The sequence below is a fragment of the Blastomonas sp. CCH1-A6 genome (assembly GCF_001556365.1).
Taxonomy (GTDB): Bacteria; Pseudomonadota; Alphaproteobacteria; order Sphingomonadales; family Sphingomonadaceae; genus Blastomonas; species Blastomonas ursincola.
Genome location: NZ_LSIS01000315.1, coordinates 1 through 16,041, shown reverse-complemented (window position 1 = coordinate 16,041; position 16,041 = coordinate 1). Strand labels below are relative to the sequence as shown.

The window sequence follows — 16,041 nt, the reverse complement described above, 5'->3', positions numbered from 1 at the left end:
CTGGCGAGGTGACCGACCGCCTGATCGACGAGGAAGAACGCCTGCTCGCGCGCGCGCTCCAGCCCCAGCAGCGACAGGAAGGTTTCCTTGCCCGCCGCCGCGTCCTTGTGCAGCGCCTTGCCGGCCTTGGCCTCGTCGCCCGTCTCGTCCATGATGTCGTCGGCAATCTGGAAGGCGAGGCCAATGTCGCGGGCATAGGCGCGCAAGGGATTGCGCCCCTCGACGGGCACATTGCCCAGGATCGCGCCCATTTCCACCGAGGCGGCGATCAGCGCGCCCGTCTTGAGCCGCTGCAGCTTGGTGACCGTGGGCAGGTCGAACTTCGCCTTTTCCGCTTCCAGGTCCATCATCTGGCCGCCCGCCATGCCATTGGGGCCGCTCGCCTCTGCCAATGTGTAGATCAGCTCGGAGCGGATGAACGGATCGGGATGCGATTGCTGCCCGGCGAGGATCTCGAACGCCAGCGCATGCAGCGAATCGCCTGCCAGCACCGCGACCGCATCGTTGAACGCCTTGTGCACCGTGGGCTTGCCGCGGCGCATGTCGTCATTGTCCATGCAGGGCATGTCGTCATGGATCAGCGAATAGACATGGATCGCCTCGACCGCGCAGGCCACGCGCACAGCCAGCCCCCGATCGACGTTGAACATCGCGGCCGTCGCGGTGAGCAGCAGCGGACGCACCCGCTTGCCGCCGCCGATCGCGGCATGGCGCATGGCCTGATAGAGTACCGCGCGCGGATCGTCCGGCACCGCCAGCAGCGCATCGAAACAGCCATCCACATCGGCGGAAATCTGGCGAAAGGCCTCGGCCAGCGCGGTTTCGCTGATGGCGGTGGTCATGTCTGTTGCTCCCCTGCCCCGGTCTGCCCGCCGGTTTGATTGAATGCGCGCATCGTGCAGCCGTCAGCCTGCATCGAACGGCGTGGTGCCCGCCGCCTGGCCATCGGCACCGACCCGAATCTTCTCGATCCGCGCCTGCGCCGCATCGAGCCGCTTCTGGCAATGGCCGCGCAAAAGATCGCCGCGCTCGTACAGGCTGATCGAGGCATCGAGCGGCACGTCTCCCGATTCCAGCTGGCGGACGATGACCTCCAGCTCCTTCAGGGCATCTTCGAACGACAGATCGGCAGCTATGGCTTGGGCTTCACTCATGCGCACAGCTTTGACCGCTGGCCTTCGCCCGGTCAAGGCGGTTGCGCAGCGCAGCCTGTGCCGAACCAGCGCGGTTGCCTGTGCTGCAACTGCGAAGACATTAATTGCATTTGCCAGATTCAAGCCGCTTCGACATGCTGCATCGCACAATAACAGAGGATGATGACGGCAGTTCAATTCAACAGAACAGGGACCCCCATCATGAATAAGCTCAGCCTTACCGCTCTTCCACTCACCCTGCTGGCGATGCCCGCAGCTGCCCAGACCGCTCAGCCCGAACAGGTCACGTTCGAACATGACGGCTCGCGTTATGTCTACACGGTCAAGATGGTGGGCGACACCAAGATCATCGACGGCACCGAAACCCGCTCGGGCAAGCGCTTCAATCTGCGCGTGTCGGACAAGCGCATCACCGGCACCGTGGGCGACAGCCCGGTCAGCTTCCGGCGCAGCGATGTCACGCCGATCGCCCAGACCGAAATCGTCAGCGATCGCTGATACTTGACCCGCGGGTCCGCAGGACATTGCGGGCCCGCCGTTTCCGCTAGGGAGAGGCATGAATTTTCCGCGCATTCTCCCCCTTCCTAATGCGCGCACCAGCGCGTAAAGCGCGGGGCCATGAGCGACACTCTTGCACCGCCCGCAGGCACCATCACCCCGGAAATCGTGGCCGAGCACGGCCTGAAGCCGGATGAATATCAGCGCATCCTGGCCGCGCTGGGGCGCGAGCCCAATCTGGTGGAGCTGGGCATCTTCTCGGTCATGTGGTCCGAGCATTGCAGCTACAAGAGCTCACGGGTCCATCTGAAGACGCTGCCGACCACCGGCCCGCAGGTCATCTGCGGCCCCGGCGAGAATGCCGGCGTGGTCGATATCGGCCCCGGCCCCGACGGCAAGCCGCTCGCCGCCATCTTCAAGATGGAGAGCCACAACCACCCGAGCTATATCGAGCCCTATCAGGGCGCGGCGACCGGGGTCGGCGGCATTCTGCGCGACGTGTTCACCATGGGGGCTCGCCCCGTCGCGCTGATGAACGCGCTGCGCTTCGGCCGCCCCGATCATCCCAAGATGAAGCACCTGGTGCAGGGCGTGGTCGCCGGCATCGGCGGCTACGGCAATTGCGTCGGCGTGCCGACGGTGGGCGGCGAGACCAATTTCGACCCGGCCTATGACGGCAACATTCTGGTCAACGCGATGGCGGTGGGCATCGCCGAACAGGACAAGATCTTCTATTCCGCCGCCTCGGGCCCCGGCAACTCGATCGTCTATGTCGGTTCAAAGACCGGACGCGACGGCATCCACGGCGCGACCATGGCCTCGGCCGAATTCGGCGAGGACAGCGAGGAAAAGCGCCCGACCGTGCAGGTCGGCGATCCGTTCACCGAAAAGCTGCTGATCGAGGCCTGCCTCGAGCTGATGGCATCGGATGCGATCGTCGCGATCCAGGACATGGGCGCCGCCGGCCTCACCTCCTCCAGCGTGGAGATGGCGAGCAAGGGCGGTGTCGGCATCGAGCTCATCCTCGACAATGTGCCGCAGCGCGAAACGGGCATGACTGCCTACGAAATGATGCTGTCGGAAAGCCAGGAGCGCATGCTCATGGTGCTGAAGCCCGGCCGCGAGGATTTCGCCGAGGCGATTTTTCGCAAGTGGGAGCTCGATTTCGCGGTCATCGGCCATGTCACCGAGACCGGCCATATGGTGCTCAAGCACAAGGGCGAGACGGTGTGCGACATTCCGCTCGCGCCGCTGGCCGACGATGCGCCGAGCTATAACCGGCCCTATGTCACCACCCCGCCGCCTGCGCCGCTGAACGCCGTTCCGGACAGCAGCGATCTGGCCGCAGACCTGACCGCACTGATGGCCTCGCCCGCGCTCGCCAGCCGCAGCTGGATCTGGCAGCAATATGATCACATGGTGATGGCCGATACGGTGCAGATTCCCGGCGGCGATGCGGGTGTCATCCGCATCCATGGCACCAATCGCGGCCTTGCCGTCACCACCGATTGCACCCCGCGCTATTGCTTTGCCGACCCGTTCGAAGGCGGCAAGCAGGCGATCGCCGAGTGCTATCGCAATCTGGTCAGCACCGGCGCGCGCCCGCTGGCGACCACCGATTGCATGAACTTCGGCAATCCGGAGCGGCCCGAGATCATGGGCCAGTTCGTCGGCTGTATCGAGGGCATGGGCAAGGCGTGCAAGGCGCTCGACATGCCGATCGTCAGCGGCAATGTGAGCCTGTACAACGAGACCACCGGCCCCGATGGCGTCGCCCGCGCGATCCTGCCAACGCCCGCCATCGGCGCGATCGGCCTGATCGAGGATCTGGGCCGGATGATGACGCTGGCGTTCAAGGCGGCGGGCGAGACCATCGTCGTGATTGGCGGCAACGGGACCTGCGAACTCGGCCAGTCGCTCTGGCTCGACGTGCTGCACGGCCGCCGCGAGGGCGCACCGCCGCAGGTGGACCTCAAGGGCGAGCTGGAATCGGGCGGCGTCATCGCGTCGCTGATCGCCGGGGGCAAGGTGAGCGCGGTGCACGACATTTCCGACGGCGGCCTGGCGGTCGCGGTCGCCGAGATGGCGCTCGCATCGGGCATCGGCGCGGAACTCTCTGCAGAGGGCGATGCGGGCTTCTGGTTCGGCGAAGGCCAGGCACGCTATGTCGTGACGACGAGCGATAGCCCTGCGGTGATCGCGGCGGCCGAGGCTGGCGGCGTGCGCGCGCAGGTCATCGGTACGACGGGTGGGGATGCCGTGGCGTTTGCGTCTGGGGCCAGCGTTACGGTGACCGAACTCCGTGAGCGCAATCTCGCCTTCTTCCGGGAGTGGATGGAAGGCTGAGGTCGTACAACGTCCCTCGACTTCGCTCGGGACAAACGGGGAATGGAAAGCGACTTCCCTGCGTTGAGCAATTTCGTTTCTTGGTTGCCGTGAGAAATCAAGGCGATGCCCTCCAATTCCGTTTGTCCCGAGCGAAGTCGAGGGACGTACGCGCTATGGATCAAGTCAAACGCAACCTGAGCAAGGGGGTAGTGCCAATGACCACAGGCTATTCCGGTACCCCCCTCGCCCGCAAGCTGGGCCTGAAACCCGGCATGCGCGTGTGGTTCGATAGCATGCCCGATGCCGTGCGGGCGGAAATCGAAGCCGAGGTAGAGACGCTCGAGACCGTGATCGACCCGGGCCAGGGCTTTGCCGCAGCGCACCTGTTCACCACCGAACGCGCGGTGCTCGAGCGCGAACTCGCCCGGCTGATGGCCAGCATGGACCGCGACGGCATGATCTGGGTCAGCTGGCCGAAAAAGGCAGCAAAACTGGATACCGACATTACCGAGGACGTTATCCGCAGTGTGGCCCTGCCGATGGGGCTGGTCGATGTGAAGGTCTGCGCGGTCGATGCGACCTGGTCGGGGCTCAAGCTGGTGATCCGCAAGGAATTGAGATGACACTTTTGGTTCGATTGGCGATGGTCGCCGCGCTCGCGGTGACGGCATTCGCTGCGCGCCCCGCGCTCGCCTGGGGCGATTACGGGCACCGGGTGATTGCGCAGATTGCCGAGGCCAATGTCTCGCCGAAGGTGCGCGCGCGGATCCGCGCGCTACTGGCGCAGGAGAAGCAGCTTGCAACCCCCGAATGTCCGCTGAGGACGATCGAGGACGCCAGCGTATGGGCCGATTGCATCCGCCGCGATGACCTGCGCTGGGGCTATACGGCCCCCTGGCACTATGTGAATATCGACATCTGCAAGCCGTTCGACATCAAGGCCAATTGTCCTAACGGCAGCTGCGTGCCGGCGCAGGTCACGCGCAACGAGGCGCTGCTGGCAGACCGCAAGCTGCCGACGCATGTCCGGCTCGAGGCGCTCGCCTTCCTGCTCCACACGGTCGGCGACATGCACCAGCCGATGCACGCGGGCGATCGCGGCGACCTGGGCGGCAACCGTGTGAGCGCGGCCTATGGCATTGTCGAGGGGCGCATGAACTTGCACCGGCTGTGGGACGGCCCGATCGCCGAGCGCGCCATCACGCAAGGCCTGCCGCTGGTGCGCGCCTATTCGGCCGAAGAGCGCGCCGCTGTCACAGGCGGCACCGTCGAAGACTGGGCGCAACAGGCCTGGGAGCTGTCGCGCGATGTCGCCTATCCCACCGCTCAGCATGGCCCCGCTTGCGGCCCTGCATTGGGCAAGGACGAGCGGGCGCGGCACAGCGATGCCGATATCGAGGCACTGATCCCGGTGGTGCGTACCCAGGTGATGCGCGCCGGCTTGCGGCTTGCCGCCGCGCTCGAGCGCGCGCTCGGCTGACACGCAACAAAAGTCGTGTTCCCTAGCGGCAAATGACCGTTTCATGACACGGCGAGGGTGATTGCAATCGATTGCAAAACAATGCATAGCTATACATCGGGTTTGACCGGTGGACACCGGCGCGACCCGACCCTAACAGATGACCCGCTGCGGCTGCGGTCACGAAAAAGGATAGGATTCAAAAATGGCGAATGCGCAATCCCGGACGCTCCTTCTCTTTGGCGCGACGGGGGATCTGTCCAAGCGCATGCTGCTGCCCTCGCTCTACGCGCTGCATTGCGATGGGCTGATCGCCGCCGATCTGCGCATTATGGGCACCGCGCGCAGCGAGCTCGACGACGAGGCCTTCCGCGCGATGGCGGGCGAGGCACTGGCGCAGTTCTTGCCCGAAGCGCGCAAGGACGATGAGAAAATCGCGAGCTTCCTCAAGCAGTTGAGCTATCAACCTCTCGACGCGTCGAAGATCGAGGGCTTTGCCGCGCTGGCCGAACGGCTCGGTGACATCTCGGGCGGCATGTCGATCTTCCTGTCGACCGCGCCCTTCCTGTTCACCCCGACCATCCAGGGCCTCAAGTCCGCTGGCCTCGCGGGCGAGATGGTGCGCATCGGGCTCGAAAAGCCGCTGGGCAACGACCTCGCCTCATCCTGCGCGATCAACGATGCCGTCGCGCATGCCTTCCCCGAGGACCGCACCTTCCGCATCGACCATTATCTCGGCAAGGAAACCGTGCAGAACCTGATGGCGCTGCGCTTTGCCAACATGATGTTCGAGCCGTTGTGGAACGCCAACGGCATCGAGCATATCCAGATCACCGTGTCCGAGACCGTGGGCCTCGAAGGCCGCCATGGCTTTTACGACGATACCGGCGCGCTGCGTGACATGGTGCAGAACCATATCCTGCAGCTGGTCGCGCTAACCGCAATGGAGCCCCCGGCCGAGTTCGACGCGACCTCGATCCGCGACGAGAAGGTCAAGGTGCTGCGCTCGCTGCGCCCGGTCTCGCCCAATGAGGTGGTGCGCGGCCAGTACGGCGCAGGTGCGGTCGGCGGAAATTCGGTGAACAGCTACGCCGACGATCTCGGTAAGGCATCGGACACCGAGACCTTTGTCGCAATCAAGGCGCATGTCGACAACTGGCGCTGGCAGGGCGTGCCCTTTTACCTCCGCACCGGCAAGCGCCTCGCTGAACGCCGCAGCGAGATCGTCATCCAGTTCAAGCAGGTGCCGCACAATATCTTCGCGCAGCGCGGCGGCCGGCTTTCGGCCAATCGCCTCGTCATCCGCCTGCAGCCCGAGGAATATGTCCGCCTGCTGGTGATGGCCAAGGAGCCGGGCCTCGACCGCGGCGGGCTGATCCTGCGCGAGGTGCCGCTCGACCTGTCGCTCACCGCAGCATTCTCCAAGGCGCAGCGTCGCATTGCGTACGAGCGGCTGCTGCTCGACCTCATAGATGGCGAGCCCACGCTGTTCGTCCGCCGCGACGAGGTCGAGGCGCAGTGGCGCTGGATCGATGCGATCCGCAAGACCTGGGCCGACAATGCGATCGAGCCCAAATCCTATGGATCGGGCAGCTGGGGGCCGAGCGCCGCGATCGCGCTGACCGAACGCGACGGGGTGAGCTGGAATGACTGACCTGGCCGCCACCGCCAGCGCGCATTTCGCGCCCGATGCCTCGATCGAGGCGATCGCCGATTTCATCGCCGGAATGCTCGCCGGCGGCAAGCCACGCGCGATCGCGGTGCCCGGCGGCAGCACGCCGGGGCCAATCCTCGCCGCTTTGGCCGAGCGCGAGGATATCGGCTGGGTCGATGTCGCGGTCTGGCTGACCGACGACCGCTGCGTGCCAACCGATCACGCAGCGAGCAATTTCGGCCTGCTCGAACGCTCGCTCGCCGCGACCGGCGCGGCCTTGGTGCCGCTGGAGGCAGGCGTGACCCCGCCGCCCTTCGATCTCGTCTGGCTGGGCATGGGCGCGGACGGGCATATCGCCTCGCTCTTCCCCAATACCGATCCGCATGCCGATGGCGCGCTGGAGGTGGTGCGGCTGACCCCCGATCCGCTGCCGCCCGAAGCGCCGTTCGACCGGCTGTCGCTGACCCTGTCGGCGCTGGTGCGCGCGCGCCATATCATGTTGGTGCTGAAGGGCGCGGACAAGCGCAAGGTTCTCGACGACGCCCTTGGGGGGGCCAACGACCTGCCGATCGCGCGGCTGCTCAAGGCCGCGCACGCACCGGTCACCATCTTCTGGAGCGAAACATGACCAGCCTTCACCCCGAGCTCGAACGGATCACGCAGCGGATCATCGAACGCTCGCGTCCCGGCCGCCAGGCCTATCTCGATTTCATTGCGCGCGAACGCGACAAAGGCGTGCATCGCCCCACCCTGTCCTGCGGGAACCTGGCGCATGGCTTTGCGGCATCGGGCGAGGACAAGGCCGTGATCCGCTCGGGCAAGGCGATGAACATCGGCATCGTCACTGCGTATAACGACATGCTCTCGGCGCATCAGCCCTATGGCCGCTATCCCGAGCAGATCAAGATCTTCGCGCGCGAGGTCGGCGCGACCGCGCAGGTCGCAGGCGGCGTGCCCGCGATGTGCGACGGCGTGACGCAGGGCCAGCTCGGCATGGAACTCTCGCTGTTCAGCCGCGATACCATCGCGATGTCGAGCGCCGTCGCGATGAGCCATGGCATGTTCGAAGGCGCGCTGGTGCTGGGCATCTGCGACAAGATCGTCCCCGGCCAGTTCATCGCCGCCGCGCGCTTCGGCCATATCCCGACCATCTTCGTGCCCGCAGGCCCGATGCCGTCGGGCCTGGCCAACAAGGAGAAGCAGCGCGTCCGCCAGCTCTATGCCGAGGGCAAGGTCGGCCGCGAGGAGCTGCTCGAGGCCGAAGCCGCGAGCTATCACGGCGCGGGCACCTGCACCTTCTATGGCACCGCCAATTCGAACCAGATGATGATGGAGATGATGGGGCTGCACGTGCCCGCCTCCGCCTTCATCAACCCCGGCACCAAGCTGCGCCAGGAGCTCACGCGCGCGGCGACGCACCGCGTGACCCAGATCGGCTGGGATGGCGAGGATTACCGCCCGTTCGGCCATTGCGTCGACGAAAAGGCGATCATCAACGCCTGCATCGGCCTGCTCGCCACCGGCGGATCGACCAACCACGCGATCCACCTGCCCGCTATGGCGCGCGCGGCGGGGATCCATATCGACTGGCAGGACCTGAGCGAGCTGTCCGCGATCATCCCGCTGCTCGCGCGCGTCTATCCCAACGGATCGGGCGACGTGAACCATTTCCATGCCGCAGGAGGCATCGGCTTCACCATCCGCGAACTGGCGGGCGCGGGCCTGCTGCACACCGATATCCTGACCGTCTCGGGCCAGTCGCTGCTCGATTATGCGGTGGAACCGGTGCTCGACGAGGCGGGCGCGCTGAGCTTCGTCCCCTCGCCCGAGGTGACGCGCGACGAGGCCATGCTGCGTCCGGTCGCCCAGGCCTTCCAACCCGATGGCGGGATGCGGCTGGTCGAGGGCAATCTGGGGCGCGGCATCGTCAAGACCAGCGCGGTCGATCCGGCACGCTGGATCATCGAGGCGCCCGCGCGCGTGTTCGACGATCAGGATGCGGTGATCGCCGCGTTCAAGGCGGGCGAACTCGAGCGCGATGTCGTCGTGGTGGTCCGCTTCCAGGGACCGCGCGCCAATGGCATGCCCGAATTGCACAAGCTCACGCCCTCGCTCGGCGTGCTGCAGGATCGCGGGTTCAAGGTGGCACTGGTCACCGATGGCCGCATGTCGGGCGCATCAGGCAAGGTGCCCGCGGCGATCCATCTGTGGCCGGAAGCCTGTGATGGCGGCCCGCTGGCGCGCATCCGCGATGGCGATATCGTGCGGCTCGATGCGGTCGCAGGCACGATCAGCGTTGCGGTGGACGGCGCGGACTGGGAAGCCCGCCCGACCGCGAGCCAGCCCGCTCAGCCGATGGGCACCGGTCGCGAGCTGTTCGCCCTGATGCGCGCTTCGAGCGACAATGCGGAAGCGGGCGCGAGCGCGATGCTGGCGATGGCGGGGTTGTGATCTCCATCCCCTCCCCGTCATTCCCGCGAACGCGGGAATCCCGCTTGTTTCGAGCCGCCGGTGCAGAAGCGGGACCCCCGCCTTCGCGGGGGTGACGAAAGTGCTGAGCGAAACGCAATCAAAGGGTTGAACATGCAGATCGTAACCGCAGACATTGGCGGCACCCATGCGCGCTTTGCGCTCGCGACCATCGAGCAGGGCCGCGTCACCCATTTGGGCGAGCCGGTGACGCTCAAATGCGCCGAATATGCCAGCCTCCAGACCGCCTGGGAGGCCTTCGGCCAGACGATCGGCGAGCCCCTACCCCGCGCCGCCGCCATCGCGCTCGCCACGCCGATCCGCGGCGAAGTGCTCAAGATGACCAACAACCCCTGGGTCATCCGCCCCGCGCTGGTGCGCGAGAAGCTGAATGTCGACGACTATATCCTAATCAACGATTTCGGCGCGGTCGCGCATGCGGTGCAGCATTGCGGGGCGGACCATTATTCGCACCTGTGCGGCCCCGGGGGCGATCTGCCCGAAAAGGGCGTGATCACCGTGATCGGCCCCGGCACCGGCCTCGGCGTCGCCTATGTCGTGCGCAGTCCCGATGGCTATCGCGCGGTCGAGACCGAGGGCGGCCATGTCGACTATTCGCCGCTCGATTCGATCGAGGACGCCATTCTCGCCCGGCTGCGCCGCCAGCACCGCCGCGTCTCGGTCGAGCGCGTCTGCTCGGGCCCCGGTCTCGCCGCGATCTACGAGACGCTGGCCAGCATCGAAGGCCGCGCGGTCGTCAGCATGGAGGACAAGGCACTGTGGCAGCTTGCGCTGTCGGGCGAGGACAGCTTGGCCGCCGCCGCGTTCGATCGGTTCTGCCTCAGCCTGGGTGCAGCCGCAGGCGATTTTGCGCTGGCACAGGGCGCGGGCGCGGTGGTAATCGCGGGCGGCCTTGGTCAGCGGATCGCCGACCGTCTGCCGCAGTCCGGGTTCGAGGAGCGCTTCGTCGCCAAGGGCCGGTTCCAGCAGCTGATGGAGACGATCCCCGTCAAGCTGATCGATCATCCCCAGCCCGGCCTGTTCGGGGCCGCCGCCGCCTTTGCCCAGGAGAATGCCGCATGACTGCACCCGCGATCGAAACCATCATGCTGACCGCACCGGTCATCCCGGTGATCGTCATCAACGATGTCGCCGATGCGGTGCCGATGGCCGAGGCGCTTGTCGCGGGCGGTCTGAAGGTGCTCGAGGTGACGCTGCGCACCCCTGCCGCGCTCGAGGCGATCGCCGCGATGAAGCAGGTCGAAGGCGCGATCGTCGGCGCGGGTACCGTGATCGATCCGAAGACGCTCGACGCGGCGCTCAACGCAGGTTCGGAATTCATCGTTTCGCCTGGCCTTACCGAGAACCTGGGCAAGGCGGCGATCGAAAGCGGCATTCCCTTCCTGCCCGGCATCGCCAATGCCGGCGACATCATGCGTGGGCTCGACATGGGCCTCACCCATTTCAAGTTCTTCCCGGCCATGGCGGCAGGCGGCATCCCCGCGCTCAAATCGCTCGCCGCGCCCTTCGGCCAGTGCAAATTCTGCCCCACCGGAGGGGTGACGCTGGAGACCGCGGGCAACTGGCTGGCGATCGATCCGGTGCTATGTGTCGGCGGCAGCTGGATGATCCCGGCAGGACCGATCGACACTGCCGCGATCCAGCGCAATGCCGCCGCGGCGCGCGCGCTCGCCTGAACTAGATCAGGATTTCCGCCGCCTTGCCATGGCCGAGGAAATCCGCCGGGCTGGCGGTGGCGCCATAGGCCCCGGCGCAGAACACCGCGACCAGATCACCGACCTCAGCCGCGGGCAGATGCGCCTTGTCGGCTAGGCGGTCGAGCGGGGTGCACAGGCAGCCGACGACATTGGCCTCTTCCGCCGGCTGCGCATCGAAGCGGCTGGCAATCGCGACCGGATAGTTGCGCCGCACGACGGTGCCGAAATTGCCGCTCGCGGCGAGCTGGTGGTGCAGCCCGCCATCGGTGACCAGGTACAGCTCTCCATGGCTGGTCTTGCGGTCGACGATGCGGGTCAGATACACGCCCGCCTCGCCCACCAGCCAACGGCCCAGTTCCATCGCGAAATGCGTGTGCTGGAGAGCATCGGGCAGCGCCGCGAACCGCTCGCCGAGCGCCGCGCCGACCTTGGCAATGTCGACCGGCGTGTCGCCCGGAAAATACGGAATGCCCATGCCGCCGCCCAGATTGACATGCTCGGGGCTCACGCCTGACTCGTCGGCGAGCTGCGCGGCAAGGTCGAGCGTCTTGCCCTGCGTCTCGATGATCGCATCGGCATCGAGCGCCTGTGATCCGGCGAAGATATGGAAACCGCGCCAGTGCGCGCCCTCGGCCAGGATATGGCGCACCAGCGCAGGCACGCGTGCCTGGTCGATGCCGAAAGGCTTGGCTCCGCCGCCCATGCGCATGCCCGATCCGCGCAGGTCGAAATCGGGATTGACCCTGACGGCCAGACGCGGCTGCACGCCGATGCGCTGGCCGATCGCCAGCGCGCGCTCGCACTCGCCTTCGGATTCGAGGTTGAGCGTGACGCCTGCGGCAATCGCGGCCTCAAGGTCGCGGTCGCGCTTGCCGGGCCCGGCAAAGCTGATGCGCGCGGCGTCCATCCCCGCCGCCTGCGCCAGCGCCAGTTCGCCCGCCGAGGCGATGTCGATGCCGTCGACCAGTGAAGCCATCAGTTGCAGCACCGGCGCGAAGGGATTGGCCTTCATCGCATAATGGATCGCCAGCCGATCGGGCATGGCCGCGCGCAGCGAGGCGACGCGCGCGCGCAGCATGTCCGACGAATAGACGAAGCAAGGGGTATCCCCCGCCCGCTCGACCAGTTCGCTGGCCTTGATGCCCTGCACCGCCAGCTCGCCGTCGATTGCCGCAAAACCGGCGGGTATCGGCCCCAAAGGCTTCATGCGTGACGTTCCTCGATCTCGGCGACCAGCAGCGCGCGGTCGATCTTGCCATTGGGGTTTTTGGGAAATTCGGATCGCAGCTCGACGATTTTTGGCAGCATGAACGCGGGCAGATCGCGCTTCATCGCGATCAGCAGATCATCGACCAGCTGCTCGGGCTGCGGCACCGCTGCGGGGCGGACGAGCAGCAGGATCGCCTGGCCCAGCTGCGGATCGGGAATGCCGAGTGCCACGGCTTCTGCCGCGAGGCCCGTCGAGGTCGCCGCGTCCTCGATCTCCGCCGGGCTGATGCGGTTGCCCGAGGACTTGATCATCGCATCGCGCCGCCCGACGAAATAGAGCAGCCCCTGTTCGTCACGCCGCACCCGGTCGCCCGACCAGACCGCCATGCCGCCATAGGTCGAGAAGGCAGGGGCCGGCTTGTAGCGCTCTGCCGTGCGCTCGGCATCCTGCCAATAGCCCTGCGCGACCAGCGGCCCGGCATGCACCAGCTCGCCCTCCTCGCCTGCTGCTGCATCCTCGCCGGCGTCGTTGACGACGAGGATCTCGGCAAAGGGGATCGCCTTGCCGATGCTGGTCGGGTTGCCATCGATCAGATCGGGGTCGAGATAGGTCGAGCGGAACGCTTCGGTCAGGCCATACATCGCGAAGATGCGCGTCTCGGGGAAGATGCCGCGCAGCTGTTTGACCAGCGCGGGGCTGAGCGCGCCGCCGCTGTTGGTCAGCCGCCGCATCGTCGCGGTCGCCTCTGCGGGCCACTCGATCTCGACCAACTGCGTCCACAGCGGCGGGACCGCAGCCAGCGTGGTGATGCCGTGCCGCATGCAGGATTTCACCACATCGCGCGGCATCAGATAATCGAGCGGTATGGCACAGCCCCCGGCGGCCCAGGTCGAAAGCAGCTGGTTCTGCCCATAATCGAAGCTCAAGGGGAGCACGCACAGCGTCTTGTCGTCGCTCTCCAGCCCCAGATAGTCCGCCACGCTGATCGCGCCGAGCCACATATTGGCATGGCTCAGCATCACGCCTTTGGGCTTGCCGGTCGAACCCGACGTGTAAAGTATCGCCGCCAGATCCTTGGGATCATGAGCGGAAGCGCCCAGGCTCGCCTCGCCCGCCTTCCACGCGGCCATCGCCTCGTCATCGTCCATGATCCGGCACGCGGCGGGAACATCCTCGGCCAGCAGCGTCGTCAGCCGGGTGCGGCCCGCGATCAGCAGCTTCGCGCCGCTATCGGCCAGGATATGCGCGACCTGCGCGCGCTTGAGCACCGGGTTGATCGGCACATGCACCATTCCGGCGCGTGCCGCCGCCAGCGGCATCAGGCAGGTGGTCTCGTTCTTGGGCAGCCAGGTCGCGACCCGGTCGCCATGTTCCAGCCCCATCGTGGTTAACCAGGCCGCAAGCAAACCGATACGCAAGTTTAACGTGTCGTAGCTAAGAGAGCCTTCACGCAATATCAGCGCGCTTGCGGGGCCCTCGCCCCTCAACACCAGATGATCGAGCGGCTGCGGAGTGGGATCGAGAGACATCACGAACGGTTTGGCTCATAAGGAAGACGCGGCATCATGGGGTTCATGACGTTGAATGATGAATATCATGATAACCGGAAGGCTGCGGGCGCGCACCGGCTTTCTGCGCTCGACAATCCCGGCCGGGTCGGGCTGTTCGATCGCGCGCTCTGGTTCGACGGGCTGCACCGCCACTGCCTCGCCGATCACGCGCCGCACATCGCCTATGCCGCCGACCGTGGCGATGCGGTCAAACTGCACCTGATCGACAACGGCCGATCGGGCCTTGGCTCGATGGCCAACTGGTACAGCTTCATCTGGCGCCCGGTTTTCGGGGGCACGCCCGATGCGCAGCGTCGGCGCGCACTGATGCTGTCCGTCGCTCAGAAGCTGAGCAAGACGACGCATCGGCTGATCCTCTCCCCCGTGCCCGACGAATGCGGCTCTGCAACGCTGATCGAGGAGACCTTCGCCGCCAGCGGCTGGATCGTCCGCCGCGAACCGTGCGACGAGAACCATGTGCTGCACCTGAAGGGCCGCAGCTTTGCCGAATATTGGCAGGACCGCCCCGGCCAGCTGCGCTCCACCGTCAAGCGCAAGGGCAGCAAGGGCGTGATTTCGCTCCGTGTCGAGCATCGCTTCGACGCGCAGGACTGGGCCGATTACGAAACCATCTATGCGCGCAGCTGGAAGCCCGAAGAGGGCAATCCCGAATTCCTGCGCTGGCTGGCCGAGCGCGAATCCGAAGCCGGGCGGCTGCGCATGGGCATGGCGAGCATCGACGGCCAGGCGGTCGCCGCACAATTCTGGACGGTGGAGAACGGCACCGCCTATATCCACAAGCTGGCACATGACGAGCGCCACATTCAGGCTTCGCCCGGCACGCTGCTGACGCACGCCTTGTTCGCGCATGTCATCGATACCGATCAGGTCGATCTGGTCGATTTCGGCACGGGCCGCGACGCCTACAAGCGCGACTGGATGGAGGAAATGCGCCCGCGCTATCGGCTGGAGCTGATCTGGCCCAGGTCGCCCAAGGCCTGGCCCTATATGGCCCGGAGCCGCGTCGCAGGGCTTGCCGCCCGTTTTGGTAAGGACTAAGGCCGCGTGCACGCGGTCCGGGGGAGGCCGCAAATGGCCACAAAGCCAGCGAGGGATATGTGAGCGAGATCGAGACCAGCGGAGCGAGCGACGCGATCGAAACCGTGGTGCGCCAGGTGCTGCGCGACATTCTGGGCCTGTCCGAAGCGCAGGTCGCCGGCTTCGACCGCGATACCGAGCTGTTCGGCGCGCTGCCCGAGCTCGATTCGATGGCGGTGGCTGGCCTGCTCACCGAGATGGAGGATCGCCTGGGCATCCTGATCGAGGATGACGAGGTCGATGGCGAGCTATTCGAGAATTTCGGCAATCTCGTCGATTTCGCGCGGGCCAAGGCCGCCGCGTGATCCGCGCCTATCGGTTCGACGGCAACGACGAACTGTGCCTTCGCCATGGGCCCGAGACCGGCCCGGCGCTGCTGATCCTGCCGCCGCTGTTCGATGAGGCGAACCGCGTCCGCCACCTGATGGTGGAGACCGCGCGCGCGCTGGCCGGGCATGGCATCGCCAGCCTGTTGCCCGATCTGCCCGGCTGCAACGAAAGCCTCGTCCCGCTCGACCGTGCCAGCATCAGCCTGTGGCAGGCGTCGCTGATCGCCTGCACCGAGCAGCTTGGGCCGGTGAGCCATGTCGCGGCGATCCGCGGCGGTACGCTTCTCGACGGCGCGCTCGGCGATTTGCCGCGCTGGCGGCTCGCTCCGGTCAAGGGCGGGCAGCTGCTCCGCACGATGCTGCGGACGAAGATCGCCTCCGATCGCGAGGCGGGGATCGCCAGCAGCAGCGATGCGCTGATGGAGCTGGCCCGCACGCAGGGGATCGAGCTGGCGGGCAACAGCCTTTCCCCCTGCATGATCCGTGAACTCGACGCCGCCGCGCCGTCCGAGGGCAGCGCTGTGCGGCTCGCGCGCTTTGCCGACGATCCGCTCGAGGCCGAGGCGCGGATTGC

General features: G+C 66.4%; 16 protein-coding genes. 12 read left to right on the top strand and 4 right to left on the bottom strand.

Translation table 11 applies throughout. The features are described from left to right. Window positions 1-842, bottom strand: an 842-nt coding sequence (locus tag AX735_RS14990; RefSeq protein ID WP_066281975.1) for a polyprenyl synthetase family protein, incomplete at its 3' end; no start/stop codon positions are given. A 63-nt stretch (window positions 843-905) separates the two neighbouring features. After that, window positions 906-1,154, bottom strand: a complete 249-nt coding sequence (locus tag AX735_RS14985) for an exodeoxyribonuclease VII small subunit (RefSeq protein ID WP_066281972.1) — start codon at window positions 1,152-1,154, stop codon at window positions 906-908. A gap of 201 nt (window positions 1,155-1,355) precedes the next feature. Here AX735_RS14985 and AX735_RS14980 point away from each other — a divergent pair, with 201 nt between their 5' ends. From AX735_RS14980 to eda, 9 genes are all read left to right on the top strand, one after another. Beyond that, on the top strand, window positions 1,356-1,652 hold the full coding sequence (locus AX735_RS14980) for a hypothetical protein (protein ID WP_066281970.1): 297 nt from the start codon (window positions 1,356-1,358) through the stop codon (window positions 1,650-1,652). Between the two features lie 120 nt (window positions 1,653-1,772). After that, complete coding sequence (gene purL, locus AX735_RS14975; protein WP_066281968.1) at window positions 1,773-3,998, top strand: phosphoribosylformylglycinamidine synthase subunit PurL; 2,226 nt, start codon at window positions 1,773-1,775, stop codon at window positions 3,996-3,998. A 197-nt stretch (window positions 3,999-4,195) separates the two neighbouring features. Continuing rightward, window positions 4,196-4,603 carry a DUF3052 family protein gene (locus tag AX735_RS14970; protein ID WP_066281983.1) on the top strand — a complete coding sequence of 136 codons (408 nt, stop codon included), beginning with the start codon at window positions 4,196-4,198 and terminating at the stop codon, window positions 4,601-4,603. Beyond that, a complete protein-coding gene (locus AX735_RS14965) occupies window positions 4,600-5,460 on the top strand; it encodes a S1/P1 nuclease (RefSeq protein ID WP_066281964.1) in 861 nt (286 codons plus the stop codon). The genes AX735_RS14970 and AX735_RS14965 overlap by 4 nt, the downstream gene beginning before the upstream one ends. A 184-nt stretch (window positions 5,461-5,644) precedes the next feature. Next, the gene (gene zwf, locus AX735_RS14960) at window positions 5,645-7,093 is read left to right on the top strand and encodes a glucose-6-phosphate dehydrogenase (RefSeq protein ID WP_066281962.1); all 1,449 of its coding nucleotides are present in this window, start codon (window positions 5,645-5,647) and stop codon (window positions 7,091-7,093) included. Then, entirely contained in the window at window positions 7,086-7,721 is a 636-nt protein-coding gene (locus AX735_RS14955; protein WP_066281961.1) for a 6-phosphogluconolactonase, read from the top strand. Before zwf ends, AX735_RS14955 begins: the two co-directional genes overlap by 8 nt. Then, entirely contained in the window at window positions 7,718-9,544 is a 1,827-nt protein-coding gene (edd, locus tag AX735_RS14950) for a phosphogluconate dehydratase (protein ID WP_066281958.1), read from the top strand. The genes AX735_RS14955 and edd overlap by 4 nt, the downstream gene beginning before the upstream one ends. Window positions 9,545-9,676: 132 nt before the next feature. Further along, on the top strand, window positions 9,677-10,645 hold the full coding sequence (gene glk / locus AX735_RS14945; protein WP_066281956.1) for a glucokinase: 969 nt from the start codon (window positions 9,677-9,679) through the stop codon (window positions 10,643-10,645). Continuing rightward, window positions 10,642-11,259 (top strand): bifunctional 4-hydroxy-2-oxoglutarate aldolase/2-dehydro-3-deoxy-phosphogluconate aldolase, encoded by a 618-nt coding sequence (gene eda / locus AX735_RS14940; RefSeq protein WP_066281950.1) that lies wholly within the window; start codon window positions 10,642-10,644, stop codon window positions 11,257-11,259. The genes glk and eda overlap by 4 nt, the downstream gene beginning before the upstream one ends. 1 nt (window position 11,260) lies before the next feature. Here the strand turns inward: eda and AX735_RS14935 are convergent, their stop codons facing one another. Continuing rightward, complete coding sequence (locus AX735_RS14935; protein WP_066281948.1) at window positions 11,261-12,487, bottom strand: pyridoxal-dependent decarboxylase, exosortase A system-associated; 1,227 nt, start codon at window positions 12,485-12,487, stop codon at window positions 11,261-11,263. Beyond that, window positions 12,484-14,019: an acyl-CoA ligase (AMP-forming), exosortase A system-associated gene (locus AX735_RS14930; RefSeq protein ID WP_066281942.1), complete on the bottom strand. Its 1,536-nt coding sequence runs from the start codon at window positions 14,017-14,019 to the stop codon at window positions 12,484-12,486. Before AX735_RS14930 ends, AX735_RS14935 begins: the two co-directional genes overlap by 4 nt. 45 nt (window positions 14,020-14,064) lie before the next feature. Here AX735_RS14930 and AX735_RS14925 point away from each other — a divergent pair, with 45 nt between their 5' ends. The 3 genes from AX735_RS14925 to AX735_RS14915 form a co-directional block, all read left to right on the top strand. Then, entirely contained in the window at window positions 14,065-15,099 is a 1,035-nt protein-coding gene (locus tag AX735_RS14925) for a GNAT family N-acetyltransferase (protein WP_082751133.1), read from the top strand. Window positions 15,100-15,158: 59 nt separating this feature from the next. After that, the gene (locus AX735_RS14920) at window positions 15,159-15,443 is read left to right on the top strand and encodes an acyl carrier protein (protein WP_023837935.1); all 285 of its coding nucleotides are present in this window, start codon (window positions 15,159-15,161) and stop codon (window positions 15,441-15,443) included. Then, window positions 15,440-16,041: hypothetical protein (locus AX735_RS14915; protein ID WP_066281940.1), on the top strand; the 602-nt coding region annotated here is incomplete at its 3' end. The genes AX735_RS14920 and AX735_RS14915, both read left to right, overlap by 4 nt.

Coding starts and splice junctions, on each gene's coding strand:
- glk (WP_066281956.1), top strand. CDS start 9,677: ATGCAGATCGTAACCGCAGACATTGGCGGCACCCATGCGCGCTTTGCG.
- purL (WP_066281968.1), top strand. CDS start 1,773: ATGAGCGACACTCTTGCACCGCCCGCAGGCACCATCACCCCGGAAATC.
- AX735_RS14965 (WP_066281964.1), top strand. CDS start 4,600: ATGACACTTTTGGTTCGATTGGCGATGGTCGCCGCGCTCGCGGTGACG.
- AX735_RS14935 (WP_066281948.1), bottom strand. CDS start 12,487: ATGAAGCCTTTGGGGCCGATACCCGCCGGTTTTGCGGCAATCGACGGC.
- AX735_RS14955 (WP_066281961.1), top strand. CDS start 7,086: ATGACTGACCTGGCCGCCACCGCCAGCGCGCATTTCGCGCCCGATGCC.
- AX735_RS14980 (WP_066281970.1), top strand. CDS start 1,356: ATGAATAAGCTCAGCCTTACCGCTCTTCCACTCACCCTGCTGGCGATG.
- AX735_RS14985 (WP_066281972.1), bottom strand. CDS start 1,154: ATGAGTGAAGCCCAAGCCATAGCTGCCGATCTGTCGTTCGAAGATGCC.
- AX735_RS14970 (WP_066281983.1), top strand. CDS start 4,196: ATGACCACAGGCTATTCCGGTACCCCCCTCGCCCGCAAGCTGGGCCTG.
- AX735_RS14930 (WP_066281942.1), bottom strand. CDS start 14,019: ATGTCTCTCGATCCCACTCCGCAGCCGCTCGATCATCTGGTGTTGAGG.
- edd (WP_066281958.1), top strand. CDS start 7,718: ATGACCAGCCTTCACCCCGAGCTCGAACGGATCACGCAGCGGATCATC.
- zwf (WP_066281962.1), top strand. CDS start 5,645: ATGGCGAATGCGCAATCCCGGACGCTCCTTCTCTTTGGCGCGACGGGG.
- eda (WP_066281950.1), top strand. CDS start 10,642: ATGACTGCACCCGCGATCGAAACCATCATGCTGACCGCACCGGTCATC.
- AX735_RS14925 (WP_082751133.1), top strand. CDS start 14,065: ATGACGTTGAATGATGAATATCATGATAACCGGAAGGCTGCGGGCGCG.